At 63.8% G+C, this 25075-nt stretch carries 18 protein-coding genes; 10 read left to right on the top strand and 8 right to left on the bottom strand.

Annotated features, from left to right (window positions below; genetic code table 11):
- Positions 1–12 precede the first annotated feature (12 nt).
- Positions 13–2274, bottom strand: coding sequence for a TonB-dependent receptor (locus DM374_RS29220; protein WP_110973034.1), 2262 nt, complete (start codon positions 2272–2274; stop codon positions 13–15).
- Positions 2275–2796: 522 nt separating this feature from the next.
- On the opposite strand from DM374_RS29220, the gene DM374_RS29215 reads away from it, so the two are divergent.
- Both DM374_RS29215 and aldA read left to right on the top strand, forming a co-directional pair.
- On the top strand, positions 2797–4977 hold the full coding sequence (locus tag DM374_RS29215) for a PQQ-dependent dehydrogenase, methanol/ethanol family (RefSeq protein ID WP_110973033.1): 2181 nt from the start codon (positions 2797–2799) through the stop codon (positions 4975–4977).
- A 24-nt stretch (positions 4978–5001) separates the two neighbouring features.
- Entirely contained in the window at positions 5002–6435 is a 1434-nt protein-coding gene (gene aldA, locus DM374_RS29210) for an aldehyde dehydrogenase (RefSeq protein ID WP_110973032.1), read from the top strand.
- A gap of 65 nt (positions 6436–6500) precedes the next feature.
- On the opposite strand, the gene DM374_RS29205 is transcribed toward aldA, so the two are convergent.
- The 5 genes from DM374_RS29205 to ftrA all read right to left on the bottom strand — a co-directional run bounded on the left by DM374_RS29205 (position 6501) and on the right by ftrA (position 13836).
- A complete protein-coding gene (locus DM374_RS29205; RefSeq protein ID WP_110973031.1) occupies positions 6501–8426 on the bottom strand; it encodes a sigma-54-dependent Fis family transcriptional regulator in 1926 nt (641 codons plus the stop codon).
- Between the two features lie 338 nt (positions 8427–8764).
- A complete protein-coding gene (locus tag DM374_RS29200) occupies positions 8765–11173 on the bottom strand; it encodes a TonB-dependent siderophore receptor (protein WP_110973030.1) in 2409 nt (802 codons plus the stop codon).
- Positions 11174–11249: 76 nt separating this feature from the next.
- Positions 11250–12236, bottom strand: coding sequence for a FecR family protein (locus DM374_RS29195; protein WP_110973029.1), 987 nt, complete (start codon positions 12234–12236; stop codon positions 11250–11252).
- Positions 12237–12242: 6 nt separating this feature from the next.
- Entirely contained in the window at positions 12243–12761 is a 519-nt protein-coding gene (locus tag DM374_RS29190) for a sigma-70 family RNA polymerase sigma factor (protein WP_110973028.1), read from the bottom strand.
- Between the two features lie 94 nt (positions 12762–12855).
- A complete protein-coding gene (ftrA, locus tag DM374_RS29185) occupies positions 12856–13836 on the bottom strand; it encodes a transcriptional regulator FtrA (RefSeq protein WP_110973027.1) in 981 nt (326 codons plus the stop codon).
- Between the two features lie 91 nt (positions 13837–13927).
- Between ftrA and DM374_RS29180 the strand changes: the two genes are divergently transcribed.
- From DM374_RS29180 to DM374_RS29170, 3 genes are all read left to right on the top strand, one after another.
- On the top strand, positions 13928–15418 hold the full coding sequence (locus tag DM374_RS29180) for an MFS transporter (protein WP_110973026.1): 1491 nt from the start codon (positions 13928–13930) through the stop codon (positions 15416–15418).
- Between the two features lie 115 nt (positions 15419–15533).
- The gene (locus DM374_RS29175; RefSeq protein ID WP_157969766.1) at positions 15534–15884 is read left to right on the top strand and encodes a hypothetical protein; all 351 of its coding nucleotides are present in this window, start codon (positions 15534–15536) and stop codon (positions 15882–15884) included.
- An 85-nt stretch (positions 15885–15969) separates the two neighbouring features.
- Entirely contained in the window at positions 15970–16395 is a 426-nt protein-coding gene (locus DM374_RS29170; RefSeq protein WP_110973024.1) for a mannose-binding lectin, read from the top strand.
- A 16-nt stretch (positions 16396–16411) separates the two neighbouring features.
- Here the strand turns inward: DM374_RS29170 and DM374_RS29165 are convergent, their stop codons facing one another.
- Both DM374_RS29165 and DM374_RS29160 read right to left on the bottom strand, forming a co-directional pair.
- Positions 16412–18286: a sensor histidine kinase gene (locus DM374_RS29165; RefSeq protein WP_157969765.1), complete on the bottom strand. Its 1875-nt coding sequence runs from the start codon at positions 18284–18286 to the stop codon at positions 16412–16414.
- Complete coding sequence (locus tag DM374_RS29160; protein WP_110973022.1) at positions 18286–18987, bottom strand: response regulator transcription factor; 702 nt, start codon at positions 18985–18987, stop codon at positions 18286–18288. The genes DM374_RS29165 and DM374_RS29160 overlap by 1 nt, the downstream gene beginning before the upstream one ends.
- A gap of 323 nt (positions 18988–19310) precedes the next feature.
- Between DM374_RS29160 and DM374_RS29155 the strand changes: the two genes are divergently transcribed.
- From DM374_RS29155 to DM374_RS29135, 5 genes are all read left to right on the top strand, one after another.
- Entirely contained in the window at positions 19311–20567 is a 1257-nt protein-coding gene (locus DM374_RS29155) for a cystathionine gamma-synthase family protein (protein WP_110973043.1), read from the top strand.
- A 139-nt stretch (positions 20568–20706) separates the two neighbouring features.
- Positions 20707–22146: an amino acid permease gene (locus DM374_RS29150; protein ID WP_110973021.1), complete on the top strand. Its 1440-nt coding sequence runs from the start codon at positions 20707–20709 to the stop codon at positions 22144–22146.
- A 49-nt stretch (positions 22147–22195) separates the two neighbouring features.
- On the top strand, positions 22196–23086 hold the full coding sequence (locus tag DM374_RS29145; protein WP_110973020.1) for a LysR substrate-binding domain-containing protein: 891 nt from the start codon (positions 22196–22198) through the stop codon (positions 23084–23086).
- An 18-nt stretch (positions 23087–23104) separates the two neighbouring features.
- Positions 23105–24493: a threonine synthase gene (gene thrC / locus DM374_RS29140; RefSeq protein WP_110973019.1), complete on the top strand. Its 1389-nt coding sequence runs from the start codon at positions 23105–23107 to the stop codon at positions 24491–24493.
- Positions 24490–24927, top strand: coding sequence for an Lrp/AsnC family transcriptional regulator (locus tag DM374_RS29135; protein WP_095156657.1), 438 nt, complete (start codon positions 24490–24492; stop codon positions 24925–24927). The genes thrC and DM374_RS29135 overlap by 4 nt, the downstream gene beginning before the upstream one ends.
- Positions 24928–25075 lie beyond the last annotated feature (148 nt).

Here is a 25075-nt window from a genome sequence, read left to right as displayed (position 1 = left end):
CCGCGGGGCGGATCAGAAGCGAGCGGTGACGGCGACGCCGGAGGTGCGTGGTTCGCCGTAGGCGACCCAGTACGGCGCGTTGCCGCCGCCCAGGGAAATGCCGTGGACCTGATACTGCTTGTTGCCCAGGTTGTTGACGTAGCCGGTGACGCTGTACTTGTCGTCGGCGGTGGCGTAGGTCACGTGGGCGTTGGCCAGGGCGTAGCCGCCCTGGTACAGGTTGCTCCAGCGCGAGTCCTGCAGTGCCGAGATGAAGTACTCGCGGCTCTGGTAGCGCACGTCGCCGCCGATGTTGATCTTGCCGGGGATGTCCAGCGGCAGGCGGTAGTCGGCGCCCAGCGCGTAGACATGGCGCGGCGAGCGCACGAAGGTGTTGCCTTTCCAGCGGTCACCGGTGAATTCGGTATCCAGGAACGAGGCGCTGAACTGCACCAGCAGGTCGTCGATCGGTCGCGCTTGCAGTTCCAGCTCGGCGCCCTTTGCCTTGCCTTCGGCGTCGTTGACCAGCATCGAAACGATGCTGCCGTTGGCGGTGGTCGTGGTGGCGTTGACCTGCATGTTGTCGTAGTCGTAGTAGAAGACGTTGGCGTTGGCGATCAGGCGTCCGCCGAGCCACTCCGACTTCAGGCCCAGCTCGTAGGATTGCAGCTCTTCCGGATCGACCGTGCTCAACTGCTCCAGGCTGTTGGCCAGGCCCGTGTTGAACACCCCGGAACGGAAGCCCTTGGCGTAGCGGGCATAGACCCGCAGGTTGTCATTGATGCGGTATTCCGGGGTCAGGTCATAGGTGACCGCGCTCCAGTGCTTGTCGCGCTTGGCATTGCCGTTGGCGGTCAGGCCGGCGAGGGTGACGGCGTTGGCGTTCTGCAGCGAGCTTTGGTCCCACCAGTCGCCGGCGAAACCGTCGCCGGTGTACTGCTGCAGGTCCAGGTCGATGTTTTTCTTTTCCGATGTCCAGCGCAGGCCGCCGGTGAGGCTGAAGGCGTCGGTGAAGTCGTAGGTCAGGTTGCCGAACAGCGCATAGCTGGTGTTGCCGTGCTCGTAGCTGACACCCGAGTACTCGGCGGCGCCCGGTCCGCTGTCGACAATCGAGGTTGCCGACTGGCTCTCGAGTTTTTCGTGGAAGGCGTGGGCGCCGGCGATCCAGCGCAGGGTTTCGCTGGTCGGCGAGGCCAGGCGCAACTCCTGGGAGTACTGCTTCCAGTTGTTGTTGGCATAGGCGCGGCCACCTTCGACCGGCGACAGGTCATCGTCGCTGATGGCCCGTTGGCGGGTCTGGTCGAAGGCGGTGATCGAAGTCAGCGTGTAGTCGCCGAGGGCGTAATTGAGGGTCAGCGAGGTGCCGTCGTGCTGCACCTTGGACTTGTTGTCGACGTTGGCTTCGAGGTAGCGCTTGCGGTCGTTGGCGCGGGTGTAGCCGCCCAGCCAGGGGAAGCGGCCGACCGGCAGCAGGCCGTTGGCGTTGCCGCGCGACTCGCTCGAATGGATGCTCCACAGCGCTTCCAGGTCCGGGTTGAGCTTGGCCAGGAACTGCACGCGAATGGCTTCGCGGTCGATGGCGTCGTGGTCCTTGTCGAGGTTGGTGTTCTTGATGAAGCCGTCGCGCTCCTTGGTGTAGAGCGAGACGCGGGCGGCCAGGCGTTCGTCGATCAGCGCGCCGCCGAGGGCACCTTCGACGATCTTCTGATTCTTGCTGCCGTAGCCGAGGGTGGCGTAGCCGTCGGTATCGAACGACGGCTTCTTGCTGATGATGTTGACCGCGCCGCCGGTGGTGTTCTTGCCATACAGGGTGCCTTGCGGGCCGCGCAGAATCTCGATGCGCTCAAGGTCGAACAACGGATCAGCGCCGGCCAGGGGCGCGTTCAGGTAGACGTCGTCGGCATAGATCCCGACCGGGAATACGGTGGCCGCGCCGACGTCGCCGGTGCCGACGCCGCGGATGTACCAGCGCGGCCGGTCATCACCGTCCGGGCTCTTGGCCTGGGCATTGGGCACGAAGGTCAGGGCCTTGCCGACATAGTCGGTGGGGGTCTTCTGCAAGTCCTCGCCGCTGATGGCGCTCACGGCGTTGGAGATGTCCTGGACACTTTGCTCGCGGCGTTGCGCGGTCACGGTGACGGTCTTCAGGGCTGGAGCGGCGGTGGGGGTGTCCTCTGTCGTGGCGTTTTCGCCGGTCTGGGCCGCCTGTAGCGGCAGGCTGCTGAGCGCACTGGCGAACAGCCCGGCCTGTAGCAGGCCGCGAGAAATGGGGTTGAGTGAGTTCCAGGTAGGCATAAGTGCTCCGTTGCAAGTGGGCAGTCAGATACTGTTGATCCGTTGCAAAGCCCCATTGCAGAGCGTGTGCCAGCTTGTACGAGGGTTGTCTAACTGGCTGTTTTTATTAACTTATTAATGTATTCGGGTTTTTACCTTTGAAATCAGGTGTTTCCGTGACAGCAGCGAAGTGCGTAAAGGCTGCTGCCGGAGCAGCAGAACCGCTCTGGAATGAGGGTTTCGGGCAGGTGGCGGAGCGGTGGCTGGCGGCCATGCGCTAATCGACAGATCTTTAGCGACTTTGAGGTCGAGCATCGCGACGGTTCGGCGCCCCGACAAGCTCGCTCCTACACCTGTCCTGCCGCTGTAGCGTTCGACGCTACACCTGTAGCGTTTCATTCCCCCCGAAAGCGCTCCCGCTTTTCCTCAGAACCCCCGTAAACAAAGGCCTCCAGCCCGACCACAACAATCTGGCATAGCCGTTGCTCTGTCCCTTGTGCGCAGCGAAATGATCGCGCCACTAATAAGAACAGGACTAACCCCATGAGACAGATTGGCCATGCCTCGCTTTCCGGCGCTCGTTCGACCGTCGCCGGTATTCCCTTGAAATCCCTGGCTGCCGCGTTGCTGTTGAGCCTGGCCACCACGCCGGCCCTGGCCGTGGAGCTGCCGGCCAACGTCGACAGCAAGCGCCTGATTGCCGCCGACAAAGAACCCGGCAACTGGATGAGCACCGGGCGGACCTACGACGAGCAGCGCTACAGCCCACTCAACAAAATCAGCGATCAGAACGTCGACAAGCTCGGCCTGGCGTGGAGCTACAAGCTCGATCTGGACCGGGGTGTGGAAGCCACGCCGATCGTGGTCGATGGCGTGATGTACACCACCGGGCCGTTCTCGGTGGTGTATGCGCTGGATGCCCGCGACGGCAAACTGATCTGGAAATACGACCCGCAATCGGACCGCAACCGCGCCGGCGAAGCCTGCTGTGATGCGGTCAACCGCGGAGTGGCGGTGTGGAAGGGCAAGGTTTATGTCGGCGTGCTCGACGGCCGCCTGGAAGCCATCGACGCCAAGACCGGCAAGCTCGCCTGGTCGGTCGATACCCGCGCCGACCACAAGCGCAGCTACACCATTACCGGCGCGCCACGGGTGGTCAACGGCAAGGTGGTGATCGGCAATGGCGGCGCCGAGTTCGGCGTGCGCGGCTACGTCACCGCCTATGACGCTGAAACGGGCAAGGAAGCCTGGCGCTTCTACACCGTGCCGGGCGACCCCAAGCTGCCGCCGGAAGGCAAGGGCATGGAAATCGCCGCCAAGACCTGGCACGGCGACGCTTTTGTCGAACAGGGCGGTGGCGGTACGGCCTGGGACTCGTTTGCCTTCGATCCTGATTTGAACCTGCTGTATATCGGCGTCGGCAACGGCTCGCTCTGGGACCCGAAATGGCGCAGCCAGGCCAAGGGCGACAACCTGTTCCTGTCGTCGATCGTTGCGGTCAACGCCGACACCGGTGAATACGTCTGGCACTACCAGACCACTCCGGGCGACGCCTGGGACTACACCGCGACCCAGCACATGATCCTTGCCGAGCTGCCCATCGACGGCAAGCCGCGCAAAGTGCTGATGCAGGCGCCGAAAAACGGCTTCTTCTATGTGATCGACCGTGCCACCGGCGAGTTGCTCTCGGCCAAGGGCATCGTGCCGCAGAGCTGGACCAAGGGCATGGACATGAAGACCGGCCGGCCGATCGTCGATGACGAAAACGCCGCCTACTGGAAAGACGGCAAGCGCAAGCTGGTGACGCCGGCCTTCTGGGGCGCCCATGACTGGCAGCCGATGTCCTACAACCCGAACACCGGGCTGGTGTACATCCCGGCGCACATCATGTCGGCCTACTACGAGCACATTCCCGAGGCGCCCAAGCGCAACCCGTTCAAGAGCATGTACCAGTTGGGCCTGCGCACCGGGATGATGCCGGAGAATGTCGACGGCCTGCTGGACATGGCCAAAGGCTGGTCGGGCAAGCTGATCGCCTGGGACCCGGTCAAGCAGCAGCCAGCCTGGGAAGTGCCCTACGTGACCATCTTCAACGGCGGCACCCTGAGCACCGCCGGCAACCTGGTGTTCGAAGGCAGCGCCGACGGCCGCGTCATCGCCTACGCCGCCGACACCGGCAAGAAGCTCTGGGAGCAACCGGCGGCCAGTGGCGTGATGGCAGCACCGATCACCTACAGCGTCGATGGCGAACAGTACGTGACCTTCATGGCCGGCTGGGGCGGGGCGTTCTCCACCTTTGCCGGGGCGCTGTCGCTGCGGGCCGGGGTGCAGCCGTTCTCCCAGGTGCTGACCTACAAGATTGGCGGCACCGCCAAGCTGCAAGAGCCGGCACCGCGTCCCGACACCCCGAAACCGCCTGCGCTGAGCAACGACACGGCCTCCATCGAAGCCGGCGCCAAGCTGTATGACGGCTATTGCTCGCAGTGCCATGGCATCCACGCGGTCAGCGGCGGCGTATTGCCCGACCTGCGCAAGCTGACGCCAGAGAAACACCAGATGTTCCTCGGGATCCTGTTCGGCGGCCGTGTGCCCGATGGCATGCCGTCGTTTGCCGATGCCTTCACCCCCGAGCAGGTCGACCAGATCCATCAGTACCTGATCAAGCGGTCCCACGACCTGCAGAACGAAGGCGATGCCTGGAAGCAGTTCAGCGCCAAGCAATAAGCCCCTGACAAGAGAGACGCGGATATGAGTGACGCCATTTATCAGAACTACATCGCCAATGCCTTCGTCGCCAGCGACGAGCTGATCGAGGTGCATAACCCGGCCAACGGCCAGTTGCTCGGGCGTGTGCCCCAGGGCAGCAGCGCCGAAGTCGAACAGGCGATCGCCGCCGCGCGCCAGGCGCAGAAGGCCTGGGCCCTGCGGCCGGCCATCGAACGTGCGGGCTACCTGCGCAAGATCGCCAGCAAGGTGCGCGAGCATGCCGAGCGCCTGGCGCGGGTCATCACCGCCGAGCAGGGCAAGGTGCTGGAGCTGGCGCTGGTCGAGGTGAACTTCACTGCCGATTACCTCGACTACATGGCCGAGTGGGCGCGGCGCCTGGAAGGCGAAGTGCTGAGCAGTGACCGGGCCGGCGAGAGCATCTTCCTGCTGCGCAAACCGCTGGGTGTGGTTGCCGGGATCTTGCCGTGGAACTTCCCGTTCTTCCTGATCGCCCGCAAGATGGCGCCGGCACTGTTGACCGGCAACACCATCGTGATCAAGCCGAGCGAAGAAACCCCGATCAACTGCTTCGAGTTCGCCCGCCTGGTGGCCGAGACGGATCTGCCCGCGGGCGTGTTCAACGTGGTCTGCGGTACCGGCGCCACGGTCGGCAGCGCGCTGACCAGCCACCCCGGCATCGACCTGATCAGCTTTACCGGCAGCGTCGGCACCGGCTCGCGGATCATGGCCGCTGCGGCGCCGAATATCACCAAGCTCAACCTGGAACTGGGCGGCAAGGCGCCGGCCATCGTCCTGGCCGATGCCGATCTGGATCTGGCGGTCCGGGCCATTACCGCCTCGCGGGTGATCAACACCGGGCAGGTGTGCAACTGCGCCGAGCGGGTCTATGTCGAGCGCAAGGTGGCCGATGCGTTTATCGAACGGATCGCCGCGTCCATGGCCGCCACCCGTTATGGCGACCCGCTGGCCGAAAGTGGCCTGGACATGGGGCCGCTGATCAACCGCGCAGCGTTGGACAAGGTGGCGCAGATGGTCCGCACCGCCAGCGGGCAGGGCGCGCAGGTGATTACTGGCGGCGCGGTGGCCGATCTCGGCCAGGGCTTCCACTATCAGCCGACGGTGCTGGCCGGTTGTTCCGCCGAGATGGAAATCATGCGTAAGGAAATCTTCGGCCCGGTGCTGCCGATCCAGATTGTCGATGACCTCGACGAGGCCATCGCGCTGTCCAACGACAGCGAATACGGCCTGACCTCATCGATCTACACCGGCAGCCTGAGCGCGGCCCTGCAGGCGACCCGTTCGCTGGACTTCGGCGAGACCTACATCAACCGCGAGAACTTCGAAGCCATGCAGGGCTTCCATGCCGGGACGCGCAAGTCCGGTATTGGCGGTGCCGATGGCAAGCACGGGCTGTACGAGTACACCCACACCCATGTGGTGTACATCCAGGCCTGACCGTTCGACCGCACCTTGAAAAACGCCCGGACCGTATTGACGGTCCGGGCGTTTTTCGTTGGGGCTCAGAGGCAGTCGTTGGGCTGCACCAGCCGGTGCTTTTTCATCTGCCGGTAGAGCGTTGAGCGGGCGACGCCCAGTTCGCTGGCCGCCGCGCTGATGTTCCAGCGATGGCGGCGCAAGGTCGCCAGCAGGCTCGACGCTTGCGGTTCGCTGCTGGTCGGCGGGATGGCCGGCAGCGCGTGCACGGCGGCGCTGTGCAGCAGGTCGCCGGGCAGGCAGTCCAGGTCGATACAGCCGTCCTCGGCCAGGGCCACCGCGTAGCGCAGGGCGTTGAGCAACTGGCGGATATTGCCGGGCCAGGGCGCGTCGAGCAGGCACTGGCGCGCCTGGTCGGTGAGTTGCAGGCCCTGGGCCTCGGCCTGGCTGTCGAGCAGGTACTGGATCAGTTGCGCGCGGTCACTGCGCTCGCGCAGCGGCGGCAGGCTGAGGTTCATGCCGTTGAGTCGGTAGAACAGGTCCTCGCGAAAGCCCTTGTCGCGCAACATGCCTTGCAAGTCCTGGTGCGTGGCGCAAATCACCTGGATATCCAGCGCCACCGGCACCTGGGCGCCGAGGGGCGAGATCTCCCGTTCGGCCAGCACCCGTAGCAGGCGGGTTTGCAGATGGGCCGGCATGTCGCCGATCTCATCGAGAAACAGCGTGCCGCCATTGGCCAGTTCCAGCTTGCCCTTCATGCCTTTTTTCTCGGCACCGGTGAAGCTGCCGCCGCGGTAGCCGAACAGCTCGCTCTCGATCAGGCTTTCCGGGATCGCCGCGCAATTGAGCGCGACAAAGGGCCCGCCGTGGCGGGAACTGGCTTGATGGATGGCGCGGGCAAAGGCTTCTTTGCCGGTGCCGGTTTCGCCAGTAATCAGGATGGCGATGTCTTTGTCGATCACCTTGCGCAGGCGCCGCACTGCCTGTTGCAGCGTCGGGTCGGCACCGGCCAGTTGCTCCAGGTCGGGGTGACGGGGCCGCGGCACCTTGGCCGGGGCGGGCGCCACGCGGCGCTGGTCCGAGGGAATGCGCAGGCTCAGGTCCAGCAGCGCCTCGTCATGCCGGGCGCGCAGGCGCAGGCCGCGAGCGCCGCCATTGGTCAGGCGCAGCAACTCATCGACGCCCATGGGCAGCAACTGATCGATCAGGCTGCCCAGCAGGTTGCAGCCATTGGCCTGGTCATGGGCGACAAAGGCCGCGCGGTTGGCGCCGATCACCCGGCCACTGTCGTCCACGGCCAGTAACTGCTCATTGGCCAGGTCGGCGATCTCGTCGATGGGCTTCAGCGAAAGCGTCAGGCGGTCCCGGTAGCTTTGGCGAAAGTGCGCGTTCTCGATCAGGCGGGCATAGAGGATCACCAGTTGCAGGGTCAGGTACTGGCTTTCCTTGGGGCCATCGCTGTTCAGGCAGGTGGCGTTCAGGCAGCCCTGCAACAGGCCCTGGGCATTGAAGATCGGCGCAACCGAGCAACTCAGGCGCGAATTGGCGGTGAGGAAATGTTCCTCGCGGTGGATGATCAGCGGCTCGGCTGCTGCCAGGGTGGTGCCGATGCCGTTGGTGCCGGCGATGGACTCGTCCCAGCGCGCGCCAACCACCAGGCCCGAGCGGATGTACGGGTCATGCTGGACCGGGAGGCGGGCGTCGAGGGTGATGCCGTGTTCGTCGCTGAGCAGCACCGCGAAACCGGCGGGCACCACGCGCCGGGCCAGGCCGCTGACGCCTTGGCTGGCGATATCGAGGTACTGCTGGTGTTGTTGCTGGTGGCGGCGGATATCGTCGGCGCAGAGGATATCCAGGCGGGTGGCCGTGGCGGGGTCGAGCCGGTGCTGCATGACGCTGCGGTACCAGGACTGGGCAATTACCCCGTCCGGGCGGATGCGCCGCTCGGGGAAGTGCTCGTTGACGAAGGCGGCGAGTTCGCTCGGGTGGGTCTGCGCGCTAGGCCGAGTCATGGACGGCTCCCTGTGGCGTGCCGCTCCAGAAGGGCGGGCACGGCGATCTTGTTATAGGTGCGACGAGCCGGAACTGTCACGGGAGCTAAGATAGCCCGTGGTGGCGGGCAGCGCCATGGCCATCGCACCCTGTGGGAGCTGGCTTGCCAGCGATGAGGCCGGCAAGAACACCTGCCTTGCTACTGATAAACCTTCTTCAACAACCGCAACAACTCCGCGCTTGGCCTCATCGCCGGCAAGACCGGCTCCCACAGGTTGTGCCTAGCCACAGGGTGGCGGCCAAACCCAAACAAAAGCCCCCGATCATGCGCAATGATCGGGGGCTTTTGGGGAGCGCGTCAGAAATCCCAGCGCGTGGTGACCATCACATTACGAGGGTCGCCGTAATAGGCCGAGGTGTAGAAACCGATGTTGGTGTAATACACCTTGTCGAACAGGTTGTTGACGTTAAGGGTCGCCGACAGGTTCTCGGTCAGTTGGTAGCGGGCCATCACGTCCACCAGCCAGTACGGGTCCTGGGTGAATTGCTCGGAACTGCGTTTGCCACTGTTATAGAGCATCTGCCAGCCCGCACTCTGCCAGCGGGCGCCACCGCCGAGGGTGAGCTTGTCCAGGCTGCCCTTGAGCTTGTAGCTGGTATAGAAACTGACCTGATCCTGCGGCTCCCAGGTCGAGACTTTCTCGCCTTCGGCATCCCGGGCGACTTTGTGGGTGTAGCCCGCCTGCAACTGCCAGCCCGGGCTGAGTTCGCCGCTGATTTCCGCTTCGTAGCCTTTGGTTTTGGTCTCGGTACCGACATAGGAACGGTCGTTGCCCGGAATCGAGTTGAACAGCGTATCCGCCAACGGACGGTTCTCTTCATGCACTTCGAAGTACGCGAGGCTGGTGTTCAGGCGGCCGTCGAAGAACTCGCCTTTGATGCCGAACTCATAGTTCTTGCCTTCGTTGGGCTCAAGCATCTTGTCGTATCGATCCGTGTACTCGGTATGCGGCTGGAAGATTTCGGTGTAACTGGCGTAGGCGGAGAAGTTGTCGTTGAGGTCGTACACCAGGCCGGCATACGGCAGGACCTTGCCGCTTTCCTGGCTATCCCGGGTGCCGGTGACCTGGTAGTTGGCGACCCGCGCGCCCAGCATCAGGTGCAGTTCATCCATCAGACTGAAACGACCGGTGATGTAGGTGCCTGTCTGGCGGGTGGTCAGGTCGTTGATCTTGGTGGGCTGGTTCCACAGCGGTTCGATGGCTTCGCCATGCCACTGGTAGAAGTCATAAGCGTTATCGAAGTACGTGGCTCTGCCGTAGTCCTTGCCCTTCCATTTGGAAATGGACAACGACTGGCCCACCACAAGTTGGTGCTCCCGGCCGAGCAGTTCGAACGGCCCCGAGGCGTAGACATCCAGGCTGTCGGCGGTGGTCTTGCCGGTGTATTTCTGCGCCCAGATCGAGCTTTCGGTGGCGGAGTCCTGGGAGATGTAGCCCAGCGGCGAGTCATAGCCGTTGATCTGGTGGTTGTACTGGCCCTTGGTTACCCAGCCATTGTCGAAGGTGTGTTCGAGGGTGGCGAAGAGGGTGCGACTGTACTGCGCCCACGAACTCCATTTCGGGCCGTTGTTGAACGAGCGTGGCACGTCCAGGCGGTTGCCAACGGCGTCGAAGACGGTGTGCGAGCCGGTCCAGCTCGAACCTTTGGGATCACTGTCCTGGTAGTCGGCGCCCAGTGTCAGCAGGGTGTCTTCGTCCAGGTCGACTTCGAGAATGCCGTAGTACACGCCGGTCTTGCGCGAGTAGTGGTCGAGGAAGGACTTCTTGTCCTGATAGGCCGCCACGGCCCGGCCGCGCACGTTGCCGGCATAGGTCAACGGGCCGCTGAGGTCAAGCTGGGTGCGGTAGTTGTCCCAGGTGCCGGCGCCCACTTCGATGTTGCCCTGGAAGTCGGCGGTGGGTTTCTTGCGAATCAGGTTGATGGTGCCGCCCGCACCGCCGGCGCCGGTCAGCAGGCCGGTGGCGCCCTTGAGCACTTCGACACGGTCGTAGATGGCCATGTCGGTCAGGGTCTGGCCCGCCGAGTACTGGGTATCGCGCAGGGTCGGGATGCCGTCGTACTGGAAGTTGACGATGGAGAAGCCGCGGGAATAGTAGTTGGTCCGCTCCGAGTCGTAGGTCGAGACGGTGATGCCGGGGGTGTGGCGCATCACATCGTCGATCGAGGTCAGGCCGAAATCATCCATCACCTGGCGGGTCACTACCGAGATCGATTGTGGGGTTTCCCGTGGTGTCAGCACCAGTCGGGTAGCGGTGGCGATGGTGCCGGGAGTGTAGGAACCGGTGCCTTCGGTCACCGTGCCGAGCTGGTTGGCGCTGATCTCGGTAGAGCCCAGCTCCAGGGTCGCGCCCGGCGCCGGGATGGCTTGCAGCGAATACACCTGATCGCCCTTCACCACGCGGTAGCCGCTGCCTTGCAGCAACTGCGCGAAACCCGCGTCTACGCTGTAGCTGCCCTGCAGGCCGGCGGCGCTCAGGCCCTCCAACTCCTGGGACTGAAACACGATCGCCACGCCCGCTTGCTGGGCAAACCGGTTAAGTGCAGCGCTCAGCGGCCCCGCCGGAATCGCGTAGGTTTGTGCGGTCAAGTTGGGCGTTTGTGCCTGGGCCAGGTTGAGGCTCGGGGCACCGGCGAAGGCGGCGAACATCGCCAGCGACAGTGGCGCGAGACGCAAGCGTCGCAGAGGGGAGAGGGCGGCGGGCATTCTGGGAAGGTCCTTTATGTGTCGATTTACCTTCCTTGACGGACCATTTGAAAGAAACCGGAAGCAATGAGAATAATTATTTTTCAGTACTGGCGTTCGGCCTCACCAGCATCAGCCATGGCGTGACGGCGCGCAGGTTGATCGGCAAGGTCTGCGCCAGTAATTGCAGGGCGTGATCGCTGTCGTCCAGCGGCAACACCACGGAGACGTTGAGCTTCGCCAGCGCCTCCCGATCAAACTGCAGGTAGCCGCTGCGGTGGCGGGCGATTTCGTCGAGCACTTCGGGCAGCGGCCGGTTATCCACCACCAGTTGGTGGCGCCGCCAGGCGTCGCTGATGCTGGCCGGGTCGACCGTGCCAGTGAGGCGCACGGCGTCGGTGGTGATCAGGGCGCGGGAGCCGGCGTCGACTTCCATGGTCTGCTGGCCATTGGCACTCTGTGCGGCCACGCGCGACTGCAGCATGGTCAGCACCGTGACATCGCCTTCGCGCTTCACCACAAACCGCGTGCCCAGTGCGCGCAGCGTGCCTTGGTCAGTCTGGACCAGGAACGGTCGGGCGCCATCGTGGGCGACGTCCACCAGGATCTCGCCTTGCAGCAGTTCAACCCGCCGCTCATGGCTATCGAAATGCAGGTTCGCCGCGCTGGTGCCGTTGAAGGTGACAGTGGAGTTGTCCGGCAGGTGCACGGTCTTCCACTGCGCCGGACCGCTGCGGACATCGGCCAGCCAGCGCGCAGGGTAGGGGCTGGACAGCAGCGTCGCGGCGGGCAGCGCCAGGCAGCAGGCCAACGCCAGGGCGCGGACATAGGGTTTGTGCCGAAGCGGTTTCTTGGCGGGAGTAAACGCTGCGCCCAACGCCGCACGGGCTGGTGCTTTTTGCCCGCGCAGGGCCTGCATGCGGGCAATGACCTCTTCCATTCGCCGGGCAGAAGCGGCGTGCTGCGGCCCTTGTTGTTTCCAGCGTTCGAAAGCCTGGCGCTCGGCCTCGTTCAACGGGCCTTCGTGCAGGCGAATCATCCACTCGGCGGCTTGTTCGTCGATCGGCTGGCGGGAGTCGGGCATGGGCGCTCAGGTATCCAGACTGTGGCTGCAATGCAGCAACGCTTGGATCAGGTACTTGCGCACCGTGCGTTCAGACAGCTTGAGTTGCGCGGCGATCTGCACCTGGGTCAGGTCTTCGAGGTAATACAGGACAAACGCCTGACGGGAATTTTCGTGCATGCCTTCGAGGATGAACGCGATCTGCTCAAGGGCTTCCAGGGTGGCGTGAATCTGTTCCGGCGATTGAAAGCCTTCCAGCGCCTGGGCGGTCAGCGCCAGTTCGTCCAGGTACGCGGTTTCAATCTTCTTGCGGCGCGACTGGTCGATGACCAGGCGCTTGGCGGTGATGCTCAGGTAAGCCCGCGGTTCGCGAATGCCGGCCACGGACTCGCGTGCGTTGAGGATCCGCGCGAAGGTGTCCTGCGCGAGGTCGGCAGCGTTATTGGCGCAGCCCAGTTTTCGCCGCAACCACGTCAACAGCCAGCCATGATGCTCGGAGTAGAGCGCGGTAATCTCCCGTTGAAACGGCGGTTCACCCACAGGCATATGGCTTGCTCAGACGTTGTTGAGAATTGTTTCTAATTGTGCGGTGAAGTGAGAGGGAAACGCAATAGACTCTCGTTTACGCCGTTTCCCTCGATCACCCCCGCCCGAACTGCCTGCGATAGCAGCTCGGGCTGCTGTTCAGTTTTGTCCGGAAGTGATGGCGCAAGGTCGCCGCAGTGCCGAAGCCGCACTGTTCGGCAATCAGCGGCATGGACAGGGAACTGGTCTCCAGCAGCGCCTTGGCGCGTTCCAGTCGAACCCCCAGCAGCCAGTCCGCAGGCGTGGTCCCGGTGGCGTCGTGAAAGCGGCGCAGGAAAGTGCGGCGACTCATATGGGCGGCATGGGCCATCTGCTCGATGGTCAAGTCGCTGTCGGGTTTTGCGCGCAGTTGATCCAGCAGCGGCGCCAGGCTGCTGCCCGGTCTGACGGTGACGGGCTGTTCGATGTATTGGGCCTGGCAGCCCAGGCGGTGGGGCGGGGTGACCATGCGCCGGGCGGCCCGGTTGGCCGCGTCGGGGCCAAAGTCCCGGCGGATCAGGTGCAGGCAGGCGTCAAGCCCCGAGGCGCAACCTGCCGAAGTGAGGATGTTGCCCTCATCCACATACAGCACCGAGGGCTCGACCTGAATGTCGGGATAGGCCTTCGCCAGTGCCTGGTGATGGTGCCAGTGGGTGGTGGCGCGCTTGCCCGCCAGCAGGCCGGTTGCCGCCAGGACAAAAGTGCCCGCGCAGATGGTGACGATGCGGCAGCCCCTTGCGCTGGCGGCGGTGAGCGCCTGGAGCAGATCGGGGGCAACCTCTTCGGCCAGGTCGCGCCACCCCGGAATGACGATGGTTCCGGCCCGTTCCAGCAACTCCAGGCCACCTTCCACGCTGATCTGCACGCCACCAAACGCCCGCAGCGGACCGGGTTCGGCCGCCGCGACGCGCAGTTCATAAAGCGGCCTTTTCAGCTCGGGATCGTCGCGCCCGAAGGCTTCGATGGCCGTGCCGAATTCAAAGGTGCACAACTGGTCGTAGACCAGCACGACCAGGGATCGATTGAAGGGCAGGGCGGCAGGATGGCGTTTTGGCATGAACTTGACGATACATGGCCTTCGTGCCGATTTCCACAAACCCCTCGGCGTCCGATGATCCTCCGACTATTTGAGTCGATGGAAACGTGCAATGAAGGATTCGGTGAAAGCGCTGGCTGCGGTTTGCCTGGCGGCGATGATGTTTGGTCTGGAGATCTCCAGTATCCCGGTGATCCTGCCCACCCTCGAGACCCTGCTCGAAGGCCGTTTCAGCGACCTGCAGTGGATCATGAACGCCTACACCCTGGCCTGTACCACCGTGTTGATGGCGGTGGGCACGCTGGTCGATCGCTACGGGCGGCGGACGTTGTTCCTCGCCAGCGTGGCCGTGTTCGGCCTGGCATCGCTGGCCTGCGGACTTGCCGAAGACGTGACCACCCTGATCATCGCCCGGACTGTGCAGGGCGCAAGCGGCGGCGCCCTGTTGATCTGCCAGATTTCGATTCTGTCCCGGCAGTTCACCGAACCCCGGGAGCGGAGCAAGGCCTTTGCCCTGTGGGGGATCGTGTTTGGCGCCGGGCTGGGTCTTGGTCCGATCATTGGCGCTGGCATCCTTGCGCTCGCCAACTGGCAGTGGGTATTTCTGATTCACCTGCCGCTGGCGGCCATCGCGTTTGCCCTGGCGGGCGCCGGGGTGCACGGCTCCAGCGAGGCGCCGACGGGCAAGCTGGACAGCCTGGGAATCCTGCTATTGGCGTCGGCAGTATTCGGCCTGACATTCGTGATTATTCAGGGTCCTGAACTGTCGCGCGCGACAGCCAGCGCGTGGGCCCTGGCGACCTTGCTGGCGTTGGTGGCCTTCCTGGTCTCGCAGAGGCTCAACCCGCACCCGATGATGGATTTTTCGGTGTTCCGCATTCGAGGCTTTTCAGGGGCGCTGTTGGGTTCGGCGGGCATGAACTTCAGCTTCTGGCCGCTGATGATCTACCTGCCGATCTATTTCCAGGCAGGCATGGGGCTGGATAACGTCGACGCGGGTTTGCTGCTTCTGGCGTACACCCTGCCCACCCTGTTTGTGCCGCCGTTGGGTGAGCGTCTGGCGCTGAGGCTGCAGCCGGGCGTGATGATTCCCGCAGGGCTGCTGGTGATTGGGGCGGGTTTGATGTTGATGTGCATCGCCATTGGCAGTGCCCATCTGCTGGTTCCCGTCATGGCAGCAGGCTGCGTGTTGGCAGGGACCGGACTCGGCTTGACCAATACACCGGTCACCAACACCAGCACCGGTTCCGTGCCGCCATCGCGGGCCGGCATGGCGTCCGGCATGGACATGAGTGCGCGAATGACTTCGCTGGCCATCAATATCGCGGTAATGGGTTGGGTACTGGTGCAAGGCATTGCCGGCAGCTTGCGCCAGAACCTGCCGGGGTTGGGCGAGGGTTCGGCGTTGCAGGCCACGGCCCAGGCCGTGGCGGCCGGCAAACAGGCGATACCCGCCAGCGCCTTTCACACCGCACTCGATCAGGGCTTCGCCTGGGTGCTGATCTATGGCGCCGCCAGCGTGTGCCTCGCGGCAGTGGCCAGCCTTTGTGTGTTCAGGCCGTGGGCAGTCGGCGTGAACACGCGGCCGGCCACGGCCTCCTGAGCACTTGTGAATTGTCCGGGCAACCCCACAAATACCAGTAACCAGTGATATCCAGAGGCAAGGCCGAAAAATAGCATAGCGGCGTCACCCCACTATCGTTCTGGCGGTCGTCCTTATGCGTGGAATCCGTTACACCCTCAGTTGCCTTGCACCCCTGATGCGCACGCCGTTCTGGCTGTGCGCCGTGACGGGATTGGTCTGCGCGCCGGCGCAAGCGGCCTTGTCCGGCTACTACGACAGCGTCGAGCAGATCCAGGTGGTGTTGCAGGACATGCGCGTGATCGATGCCCTGAAGCAGATGCCGATCGAAAGCATCGAACGCCAGCGCGATCAGGCGGACGACACCACCCGGCACTGGCGTATCCGCAGCCGGGACTGCGAGTTGCATGTCCTGCTCGAGTCCCGTCCACCGCCCGGCGTCGGAAAAACCACCTACCTCGTGAAGCACATTGACGGGTGCCGCTGACGGCGCCCGCTCATCATCTGCCGCAGCCAGCGCGGCGGCAGGCAAGGCAACGCCTCCTTAAACCTTCAATAACAGGGATCAGTAAATGAACCAGGTAACTACTCAGCGCGGACAGACTCGGGCGCTCATCCTCGGCGGGATGTCCGCATTACTCTCCTTGGCGCTGATGGCGCCGGCGCAAGCGGCGCCATCCACCTTCCAGAACTCGTGCCGCAACATCGAGCTGCAGACCGATAGCAACGAAGTGTCGATCCATGCCGAATGCCGCACCCGCAGTGGTGACTACAACGCGACGGCAATCGAGCTGGTGGGGGTTTCCAACGAATACGGCACGCTGCGCGGCCGCGGCGATGCACCCAGTTCGTTCCAGAACAGTTGCCGCAATGTCCAGCTCCGCTACAACCCGCAAGAGGTGGATATCGCTGCAATCTGTGAGGACGGCAAGGGTGGCGAAAAGAACACCAGCATTACCCTTCATGACATCGAGAACAACGACGGCAACCTGAACTGAGCAACGCCTGGCCAGGTCAGTGGGGCAGGCAGGCGCGGACGACGCTCAGGCCCGGCCGGGACTCTACCAGGAGTGTCCCGCCGAGCCTGGCGATCCGCGCGTGCATGGAGGGCAGGCCGATGCCGGTAGCGGCCTGGCTGACCGCCGAGAGGTCGAAGCCCACACCGTTGTCGCGGACTTCGAGCATCAGCTCAAGGTCCGCAACCACCGCCAGGGTGATCTCCACTTCCGTCGCGTCACTGTGCTTGAGCACGTTGGAAAGGGCTTCCTCCAGCAAGCGTGTCAGTTCCATGCAGAACGCCACGCTGGGCGGCCAGGGCCACCCGGCAAGGCACGACCAGCGACTGGTCACTTCCATCTCATCGAACAGCGTCGAAAAACGGTGCCGCGTCGGCGCCATCCACTCGGAGGGTGTCGCCGGCAGCTCGGCGTTGGCGCGTTCGCCGCTGCCCATGACGTTGCGCAGGTCATCGCGCAGGGACTTGAGGGTGGAGATGTGCCGGCGCGCATCGGCATGGGCAGCGGCATTGCGTTCCGCCTGGACGATGGCCCGGACCAGGGCGCTGCCAAACCCGTCATGCAGGTCGTGAATGAACTGCAGGCGCTCTTGCAGGCGCAGGTTTGACAGTTCCAGTTGGTGCTCATTGCCCAATGTCGTTTCCAGCTCCCGGCAAGCTTCCTCGACAGCGCTCGACAGCTCCACATTGAAACGCTCGGTGCGGCGCATGCTGTGGGCGATGCGCGAGCCCAGCACCGCGGTGATCACCGCCATGGTGACGAGGTTGGCATAAGGGGTCAGCAGGACGGGATCGGGAATCTTCAAGTAATACGTGCGCGTGTCGTATAGCGCGATGATCACGAATCCGAGGCCCAGCGAGGCATAGAACACATCCTGGAGCTTCCTGCTGCGCCAGGCATGGATCAGCGGCATGAGGCAGCTCGCGGCAAAGACCAGCAGATGGGTCCTCACGCCAAATTGCAGGGTGGCCAGCAAGTGCTTTTCCGGCATGCACACAATCAGCAGCGACAGGCCGACCGTCAGCGCTTGCAGGCTGCGCTCCTGCACCCGGCTGAGGGCGCGTCCCTGCAACTGGAAAATGAAAATGGCGTAGCACGTGCAAAAGGCCATGAACGCGATGGCGTTGGCCCGCGCCATATCCGCCGTATGACTGAACGGCCAGGGATCGACGGCCACGATGTTGTAGACGAACAGCACCCAGGCCAGGTTCAACAGCGCAAACCACCCATACAGGGCCTGCTTGCGGTAGAGCAGCCAGATACCTGCGAACAGGCCGGCAATACAGAGCGAACCCACCATGTTGATCAGGAACGTGGTGCGTTGCGACCACCATAGCTGCTGATGCAACGCCAGCATCTGCGCGGGAGGGCCCATCCTGACCAATCCCAGCCCAGGAAAGACCAGCGCGCGGCCTTGCACGCGAATCCAGATGTCATTGGCCTGCGGGTGCAGCGCAGCGTCCGGGAGGATCCAGTAGCGCGGGGTGTTCCAGCTTCTGGACAGCGGTTCTTGCAGGCTCGCGTCACGCCAGAGCAGGGTGTCGTTCAGGTAGACCTCGCCGGCCAGGTTGATCGAACTGCTGACCAGCGCGACCAGCGGCTTTTCTGCCCCGCCGACTGCGCAGTCGTGGCGCCAGGTGATTCGATACCAGACCGCCCCGGTGAAATCGGGCCAGCGGGTGGTCCAGATATCGGGCAGTGTGACCGCTTGCCAACCCTGCGTCGGTCGGCCTCTCTCGCCGGGATTCTCCCTGGCGGCCTGTACGGCGCTGATGGTGGGTGGGCAGGATTGCGCCCAGGCCGTCTGGAGCAGGCAACTGCCCAGCAGCATGAGACCGAGCAGCCACGCGCCGAGGAAACGATGCCTCGGCACTACGGGAGTAAACCGCGCAGGCGCGCTTCGTTGAGCGCATTGATGCGTGAAGACACTTCCAGCTTCCGGTAAATGTGCTTGATGTGGCATTCCACGGTATAGAGCGAAATGTACAGGTGCTCGGCGATATTCCGGTTCGACTTGCCGCCCGCGACCAGCATCAGGATCTGCGCTTCGCGTTCGGTCAGAAGGTCGGGCGATGTGGCTTGCTCACGGTCCGCCACGTTGGCCACCTCGTCCTCGGCCTGCGGAATGTGCGCGAGGATATGCCTGGCAATGAACGGGTCGATCGGCGCGCCACCGCGCAGCACGCTGCGTATCGACAGCAGGACTTCCAGGTCGTCACGCTCCTTGAGCAGGTAGCCAGTAGCGCCGGCCTGTAATGCCTGCAGGATTTTGTCCTGCGTGCTCCACGCGGATATCACCAGGATGCTCACCGGATGGGGGCGTCGGCGGAGTTCGGCAATCAGATCGATACCGCTGCCGTCGGGCAGGCCGAGGTCCACAAGGGCGAGGGAAAACGACTGGGTCTGGCTGATCTGCCGGGCATCGGCCAGGTTGCCAGCGACGTAGAGGGTGTCGGGGGCACAGCCCAGGTCAGACAGGATCTTGAGCAAGCGTTCCTGGAAGTGGGGCTCGTCCTCGACCAGCAGCACGCCAGAGGGGAGGGATTGCATGGCGGGCAGCGCGGTCTTGGACATGGCGTTGTACTGTCGGATAGGCGAGAGGCGCCAAGGGTCGGCACGGCGGTCAATATAAGCTGATGGCAGAAGGCCGCGCCATCCCTGAAAACCGGGATTTTGTCATGCGGTTTATCGCGAGCAAGCTCGCTCAACATCGACAGACATAGGAACTGTAGGAGCGAGCTTGCTCGCGATAAGCAATCCACTCCCACCCAAGGAGCCATTAAAAAACCCTTCCCTTAGGGCCGGATTCCATCGTTTTTCAAGGGGGCGCGTCCTCCCTATAGTCCTCGCAGACCCAATCGAAACACCGCGGTGTTTCATCGATGCGAGACAACAACATGAACAACGAAGCAAAGGTCGCTCAGGGCGTGCAGCCGGGTGTTGGCACCTGTGTGGTGTGGGGCGGGGAGCAGGTTGAACATCCCTACAACGCCACCCAGACCCCGATCGTCGCCAGTGCCGCCTATGGCTATCACGATATCGATGCCTGGTATGACGTCGCGCTGGGCAAAGAGCCGGGTTTCATCTATAGCCGCATGAGCAACCCGACCGTTGCGGTTCTCGAAAACAAGCTGTGCGCACTGGAGCAGGCCGAGTCGGCCGTGGCCTTCAGTACCGGAATGGCGGCGATCAGCGGTGTCCTGCATACCTTCCTGTGCAACGGCAAACGCGTGGTCTCGACCCGCGACAGCTATGGCGGCACCAACAAGATCTTCGAAGAGTTCCTGCCCCGCCAGGGCGTCGAAGTGACGCTGTGCGACACCCTCGACACCGAGGCCATCGAGCGCGAAATCGCCCTCGGCTGTGATCTTGTCTACCTCGAGACGCCCAGCAACCCGACCCTGAAAATCCTCGACATCCGCCGGCTGGTGGCGGCGGCAAAACGTGTCGGCGCGCTGGTCGTCGCCGACAACACCTTTGCCACGCCACTGAACCAGAACCCGTTGGCGCTGGGCGTCGATGTGGTGGTGCACAGCGCGACCAAGTTCCTCTCCGGCCATGGTGATGTGCTTGGCGGCGTGGTCTGCGGGGCCGAGTCGCTGATGGCGCAGGTGCGTCACTACCGTGAAATCAACGGCGCTTCGCTGGACCCGTTTTCCGCCTACCTGATCATTCGCGGCATCAAGACTCTCGCCCTGCGCCTGCGTCAGCAACAGGCGAGCGCCCAGGCGCTGGCGGAATTCCTGTGCAGCGAGCCGCTGGTGGAAGCCGTCAACTATCCGGGGTTGCCGCGGCATCCCGGTCACCAAATCGCATGTGCGCAGATGAAGGGGTTCGGCGCGATCGTCAGCTTCGTGCTGGTCGGCGGGATGGACACCGTCGTCAAGCTGCTGCCGTGCCTGCGCTACGCCCACCGTGCCGGCAACCTGGGCGCGGTGGAAACCATCTACGGGCCGGCACGGACAACCAGCCACGTGGAAAACACCCTGGAAGAGCGCCAGGCGCTGGGCATTTCCGAAGGGCTGGTGCGGGTGTCCGTCGGTATCGAGGACACCGCTGACCTGCTGGAAGACCTGCGTCAGGCCTTCGCCACGGTGCGTGCCCAACGCACGGATATGGCCGGCAGCGAGCGGCGCGCCAGCGTGTCCGCCTGAGGGTGAGGGCGGTCTGCCCGGGATGGCGGGCCGCCCTGTTTCATGAAAGCAATAACAATAACAGTCGCTGGTGCATTGGTGGGTACTGCCTCGTTGCGGGCTTCCCGTTGATCGCCAGACACTTCATGAGAATCAAACTATGTCCACTGAACACTCAACGACCGCGTCGGCTGATCCGGCCGAATACAAGAAAGAGATGCACACCCGCCATATCGTCATGCTCGCACTGGGCGGGGTGATCGGCACCGGGCTGTTTCTGACCTCGGGCTACACGGTCAACCAGGCCGGCCCCCTTGGCGCGGTGATCGCCTATATCGTCGGCGCGGTGATGGTCTACCTGGTGATGGTCTGCCTGGGCGAACTGGCCGTACAAATGCCTGAAACCGGCTCGTTCAGCAGCTACGCCACCCGTTACCTGGGACCGGGCACCGGCTACACGGTGGCCTGGTTGTACTGGCTCACCTGGGCCGTCGCCATTGGCTCGGAATTCACCGCAGCCGGGATCCTGATGGTCCGCTGGTTTCCGGACACGCCAGTGTGGATATGGAGTGCGTTCTTCGCCATCACCGTGTTCATCCTCAATGTGGTGTCCGTGCGGTTGTTCGCCGAGACCGAATTCTGGTTGTCGCTGATCAAGGTGCTGACGGTGATTGCCTTCATCGTCATTGGCGCCGGGGCGATCTGCGGCCTGTTCGAGGTCAAACATGTGCAAGGCATCGGGCTGTCCAACTTCACCCGCGAGGGCCTGTTTCCCACTGGAATAATGCCCATCGCGATGACGCTGCTGGCGGTGTCGTTCGCCTTCTCCGGCACCGAGCTGATCGGCATCGCCGCTGGCGAAGCCAAGGATCCTCAGGACAGCGTGCCCAAGGCCATTCGTACCACGGTGGTCCGGCTGGCGCTGTTCTTCGTCGGCACCATCGTCGTCCTGGCGACCTTGTTGCCCCGTGAGCAGGCGGGTCTGGTGGAAAGCCCGTTCGTGATGGTGTTCGACATGATCGGCATCCCGTACTCGGCCGACATCATGAATTTCGTGATCCTGACCGCGCTGCTGTCGGCGGCCAACTCCGGCCTGTACGCCGCCTCGCGGATGCTCTGGACCCTGAGTGACCAGGGCCATATGCCCAAGTGCTTCCGCCGCCTTTCGCCGCGCGGCACGCCGGTCAACGCGATCATCCTGAGCATGGCCGGTGCGGTGGCGTCGCTGCTCAGCAGCGTGGTTGCGCCGGACACGGTGTACCTGGCGCTGGTGTCCGTTTCCGGGCTGGCGGTGGTGGTGGTGTGGATGAGCATCGCCGCCAGCCAGATCGCGTTTCGCCGACACTATGTGGCCAATGGTGGCCGCGTTGAAGACCTGCATTTCCGGGTGCGCGGTTACCCCTGGGTGCCGCTGGGCGCGATCCTGTGTTGCGTGCTGGCTTGCGTCGGGATCGCGTTCGACCCCGAGCAGCGGGTGGCGCTGTACTTCGGACTGCCCTTTATCGCCTGGTGCTACTTCGTCTACTGGGTGACCCGCAAGAAGCGCGAACAGCGGCTTGCCGCCATGCTGCCGGTGGTCCCGGGCGTTAACCCGACCTGAAGATTCCGGTTCATGATGGACGGATTCAACTCCGAACGAGGTCGTGCCGATGAAGCAAAAATCCCTGCCGCCGCTGAACTGGCTGCGGTCATTCGAGGTATCGGCGCGCGCCTTGAACTTCACTCACGCCGCAGAGGAACTGCACCTGACCCAAGGCGCCGTGAGTCAGCAGATCCGCCAACTGGAAAACCACCTGGGCGTGGCCTTGTTCAAGCGCCTGCCCAGGGGCCTCGACCTGACCGAGGAGGGCCAGTCCTACCTGCCGGTGGTACAGGACGCGATCAGCCGCCTCGCGGTGGGCACCAACGAGATTTTCGGCCAGCACAAGCGCAGGCCGGTGAAGGTCCGCGGCAGCCTGTCGTTCCTGCAGTACTGGCTGGCCCCGCGCTTGCTCGGTTTCAGCCGCGAGAACCCGAACATCGACATCCGCTACATCAGCAACCTGTGGGTCAAGGCGCCGGATGGCGAGGATGACCTCGAAGTGCGCTGGGGCAATGGTGAATGGCCCGGCCTGCACGCCCAGCGCCTGACCTGGGACGTGCTGGTGCCGGTCTGTTCGCCGGCGTTGCTGGCACGCTCGCCGATCCGTCAGCCGCAAGACCTCAAGCACCATCCGCTGCTGCATGTCCTCGGCTACGAAGAGGGCTGGGGCTACTGGCTCAAGCGGGTCGGCGCGGACGATGTCGATTACTCGCGGGGGCTGCAATTCGACACGCTGATTTCGACGATCCGCATGGCGGAACTGGGGCAGGGTGTTGCACTGGCGCGTTCCTCGGTGGTCGAGGACCTGCTCAGGGACGGGCAGCTTGTCGCGCCCTTCAGCCAGCGCATCGAAGCCAGCGAATCGTTCTACCTGGTCCGTGAGCAAGGGCGCGCACTGCCACCCGATGCCGCGCTGTTTTCAGACTGGCTGGTGGCTCAAGCCCATCGGCCTTCGTAACCCTTTCCTGGAGTTTTCATGCACTACGTGAGCACCCGCAATGGCGATGTACGGGCGGACTTCCGTGAAGTCGTGCTGTCGGGCCCTGCCGCCGATGGCGGGTTGTATGTGCCGGCGTACTTGCCGGTGATCAGCCCGGAGGAGATCGCCAGTTGGTCCTGGCTGCCGTTCGATGAGCTGGTATGGCGGGTGATCGCGCCCTTCGTCGGTGATGCGCTGGATGAGCCGACCCTGCGCGCGCTGCTCAGCGACAGCTACAAGGACTTCACCCATCGCGCGATCACGCCGCTGCAGCAGATTGGCCATAACGAATGGATTCTGCAGTTGTTCCATGGCCCGACGCGCACCTCGAAAGACTTTGCCGCGCAGCTTCAAGCCCGGCTGGTCAGGCACTTTCTCGACGAATCGTCTAGCGATGCGCTGGTGGTGGGCGCCACCAACGGCGACACCGGCGTTGCCGCCATCGAGGCTTTCGCGGCCTGCCCGAACGTGCGCATGGCGATTCTCTACCCGCGTCACGAGGTCCCCGCCGACCGTCTCGCCGCCTTGCTGGCGGCTGACCCTGAACGTGTCCTGCTGATCCCCGTGGACGGCAGCTTCGATGACTGCCAGACCCTGGTCGCGCGACTGTTTCGAAACTGGCCGCTGGAGGGGGTGATTCCGGTCTGCTTCAACTCCACCAACTGGGTCGGCGTGCTGGCCCAGATCGTTTTTTACTTTCATGCCGCCTTGCAGTTGGGCGGTGGCACCCGTCCTGTCGGGTTCAGCGTGCCCGCCGCGAGCTTCGCCGAGATCTACGCCGGCTTCGTCGCGCAGAAAATGGGCTTGCCGATCAATCAGGTGATCGTTTCGACCAACAGCAACGACGCGCTGCACCGCTTCCTCCACCGCAATCGATACGCCACCCACGCCAGCCAGCGCACCCTGGCACCGGCCATGGACTTTTCCCTGTATTCGAACCTGGAGCGTTTTATCTGGGAGCTGTACGGGCGCAGTGCTGGTTGTATCAGAACGCTGATGGAACATTTCGAAGCCTCTGGCGAGCTGAGCATCGGCAACCCGCAGTGGCTGCAGGCGCGGGTACTGTTCGACTCCTATGCGGTGGAGGAGGCGGAGGTGCGCCGCGAGGTCATCCGCCTGCGCGAGGACACCGGCGCCATTGTCGATCCGCATACGGCGGTGGGCGCGCTGGCCGGGCGCATGCATCGGCGCAGCCTGGGCGCGCCGATGGTCACCCTGGGCCAGATCGCGCCGGAAAAATCCGCTGCGCTGCTGGCGCAACTGGGTGTCTGGGATGGCGAGGTGGCGCCGCCGCCAGCGTTGGCAGACGAACCGCCGGCCCTTCAACGCGGCGATCTGGATGGCCTGTGCCAGGCGCTGCGGGCCGTGCAGTCGAGGGCGCTATGAAGCGCATTCTGGACCCTCTGGACGAGCGCATCCTCGCTGAACTGACCGCCAATGCGCGGATCGCTCATGCGGAGCTGGGGGCCAAGGTCAACCTGTCGCGCAATGCGGTGCGCCAGCGCGTCGAACGGCTTGAGCGCGATGGCGCGATTCAGGGCTATACCGTGCGGCTGGGCGATGCTCGCCGGCCTTCGTCGCTGATCAGCGCGGCGATTTTCGTCTACCGCTACGACCGCATGCGCGGCGACGATGTGCTGGCCAAACTGGGCACCATTCCCGAGGTGGTCCAGTGCGAGGTACTCAGTGGCGAGTTCGACCTGATGCTGCGGGTCAACGCGGCGAGCCCCGAGCGGGTTCACGCGGTCTGGAAAGAAATCGCGGCCATGCCCGGCGTGGAAAATACCGTGACCTCGTTTGTTCTTTCTGCTGTTTTCTGAAGTAACTCTCCCAGTCAGTTAAGCCCTTCGCGACGGTTCGGCGGCCCGAAGGGCTACAAAGCAGACCCAATTATCAGGTTCTTCACGGAATGGTGGGGGGCGTGGCTTTGGCTTGGGTGCTGTGAGCTTATCCATTCGATGTGGCGAG

The sequence above is a fragment of the Pseudomonas huaxiensis genome, from assembly GCF_003231275.1.
GTDB classification, from domain to species: domain Bacteria; phylum Pseudomonadota; class Gammaproteobacteria; order Pseudomonadales; family Pseudomonadaceae; genus Aquipseudomonas; species Aquipseudomonas huaxiensis.
This window is presented reverse-complemented; position numbering and strand designations above follow the sequence as displayed.

Coding starts and splice junctions, on each gene's coding strand:
- DM374_RS29175 (WP_157969766.1), top strand. CDS start 15,534: ATGCGTGGAATCCGTTACACCCTCAGTTGCCTTGCACCCCTGATGCGC.
- DM374_RS29170 (WP_110973024.1), top strand. CDS start 15,970: ATGAACCAGGTAACTACTCAGCGCGGACAGACTCGGGCGCTCATCCTC.
- DM374_RS29220 (WP_110973034.1), bottom strand. CDS start 2,274: ATGCCTACCTGGAACTCACTCAACCCCATTTCTCGCGGCCTGCTACAG.
- DM374_RS29195 (WP_110973029.1), bottom strand. CDS start 12,236: ATGCCCGACTCCCGCCAGCCGATCGACGAACAAGCCGCCGAGTGGATG.
- DM374_RS29205 (WP_110973031.1), bottom strand. CDS start 8,426: ATGACTCGGCCTAGCGCGCAGACCCACCCGAGCGAACTCGCCGCCTTC.
- DM374_RS29160 (WP_110973022.1), bottom strand. CDS start 18,987: ATGTCCAAGACCGCGCTGCCCGCCATGCAATCCCTCCCCTCTGGCGTG.
- DM374_RS29200 (WP_110973030.1), bottom strand. CDS start 11,173: ATGCCCGCCGCCCTCTCCCCTCTGCGACGCTTGCGTCTCGCGCCACTG.
- DM374_RS29215 (WP_110973033.1), top strand. CDS start 2,797: ATGAGACAGATTGGCCATGCCTCGCTTTCCGGCGCTCGTTCGACCGTC.
- DM374_RS29180 (WP_110973026.1), top strand. CDS start 13,928: ATGAAGGATTCGGTGAAAGCGCTGGCTGCGGTTTGCCTGGCGGCGATG.
- DM374_RS29150 (WP_110973021.1), top strand. CDS start 20,707: ATGTCCACTGAACACTCAACGACCGCGTCGGCTGATCCGGCCGAATAC.
- DM374_RS29135 (WP_095156657.1), top strand. CDS start 24,490: ATGAAGCGCATTCTGGACCCTCTGGACGAGCGCATCCTCGCTGAACTG.
- thrC (WP_110973019.1), top strand. CDS start 23,105: ATGCACTACGTGAGCACCCGCAATGGCGATGTACGGGCGGACTTCCGT.
- DM374_RS29155 (WP_110973043.1), top strand. CDS start 19,311: ATGAACAACGAAGCAAAGGTCGCTCAGGGCGTGCAGCCGGGTGTTGGC.
- aldA (WP_110973032.1), top strand. CDS start 5,002: ATGAGTGACGCCATTTATCAGAACTACATCGCCAATGCCTTCGTCGCC.
- DM374_RS29145 (WP_110973020.1), top strand. CDS start 22,196: ATGAAGCAAAAATCCCTGCCGCCGCTGAACTGGCTGCGGTCATTCGAG.
- ftrA (WP_110973027.1), bottom strand. CDS start 13,836: ATGCCAAAACGCCATCCTGCCGCCCTGCCCTTCAATCGATCCCTGGTC.
- DM374_RS29190 (WP_110973028.1), bottom strand. CDS start 12,761: ATGCCTGTGGGTGAACCGCCGTTTCAACGGGAGATTACCGCGCTCTAC.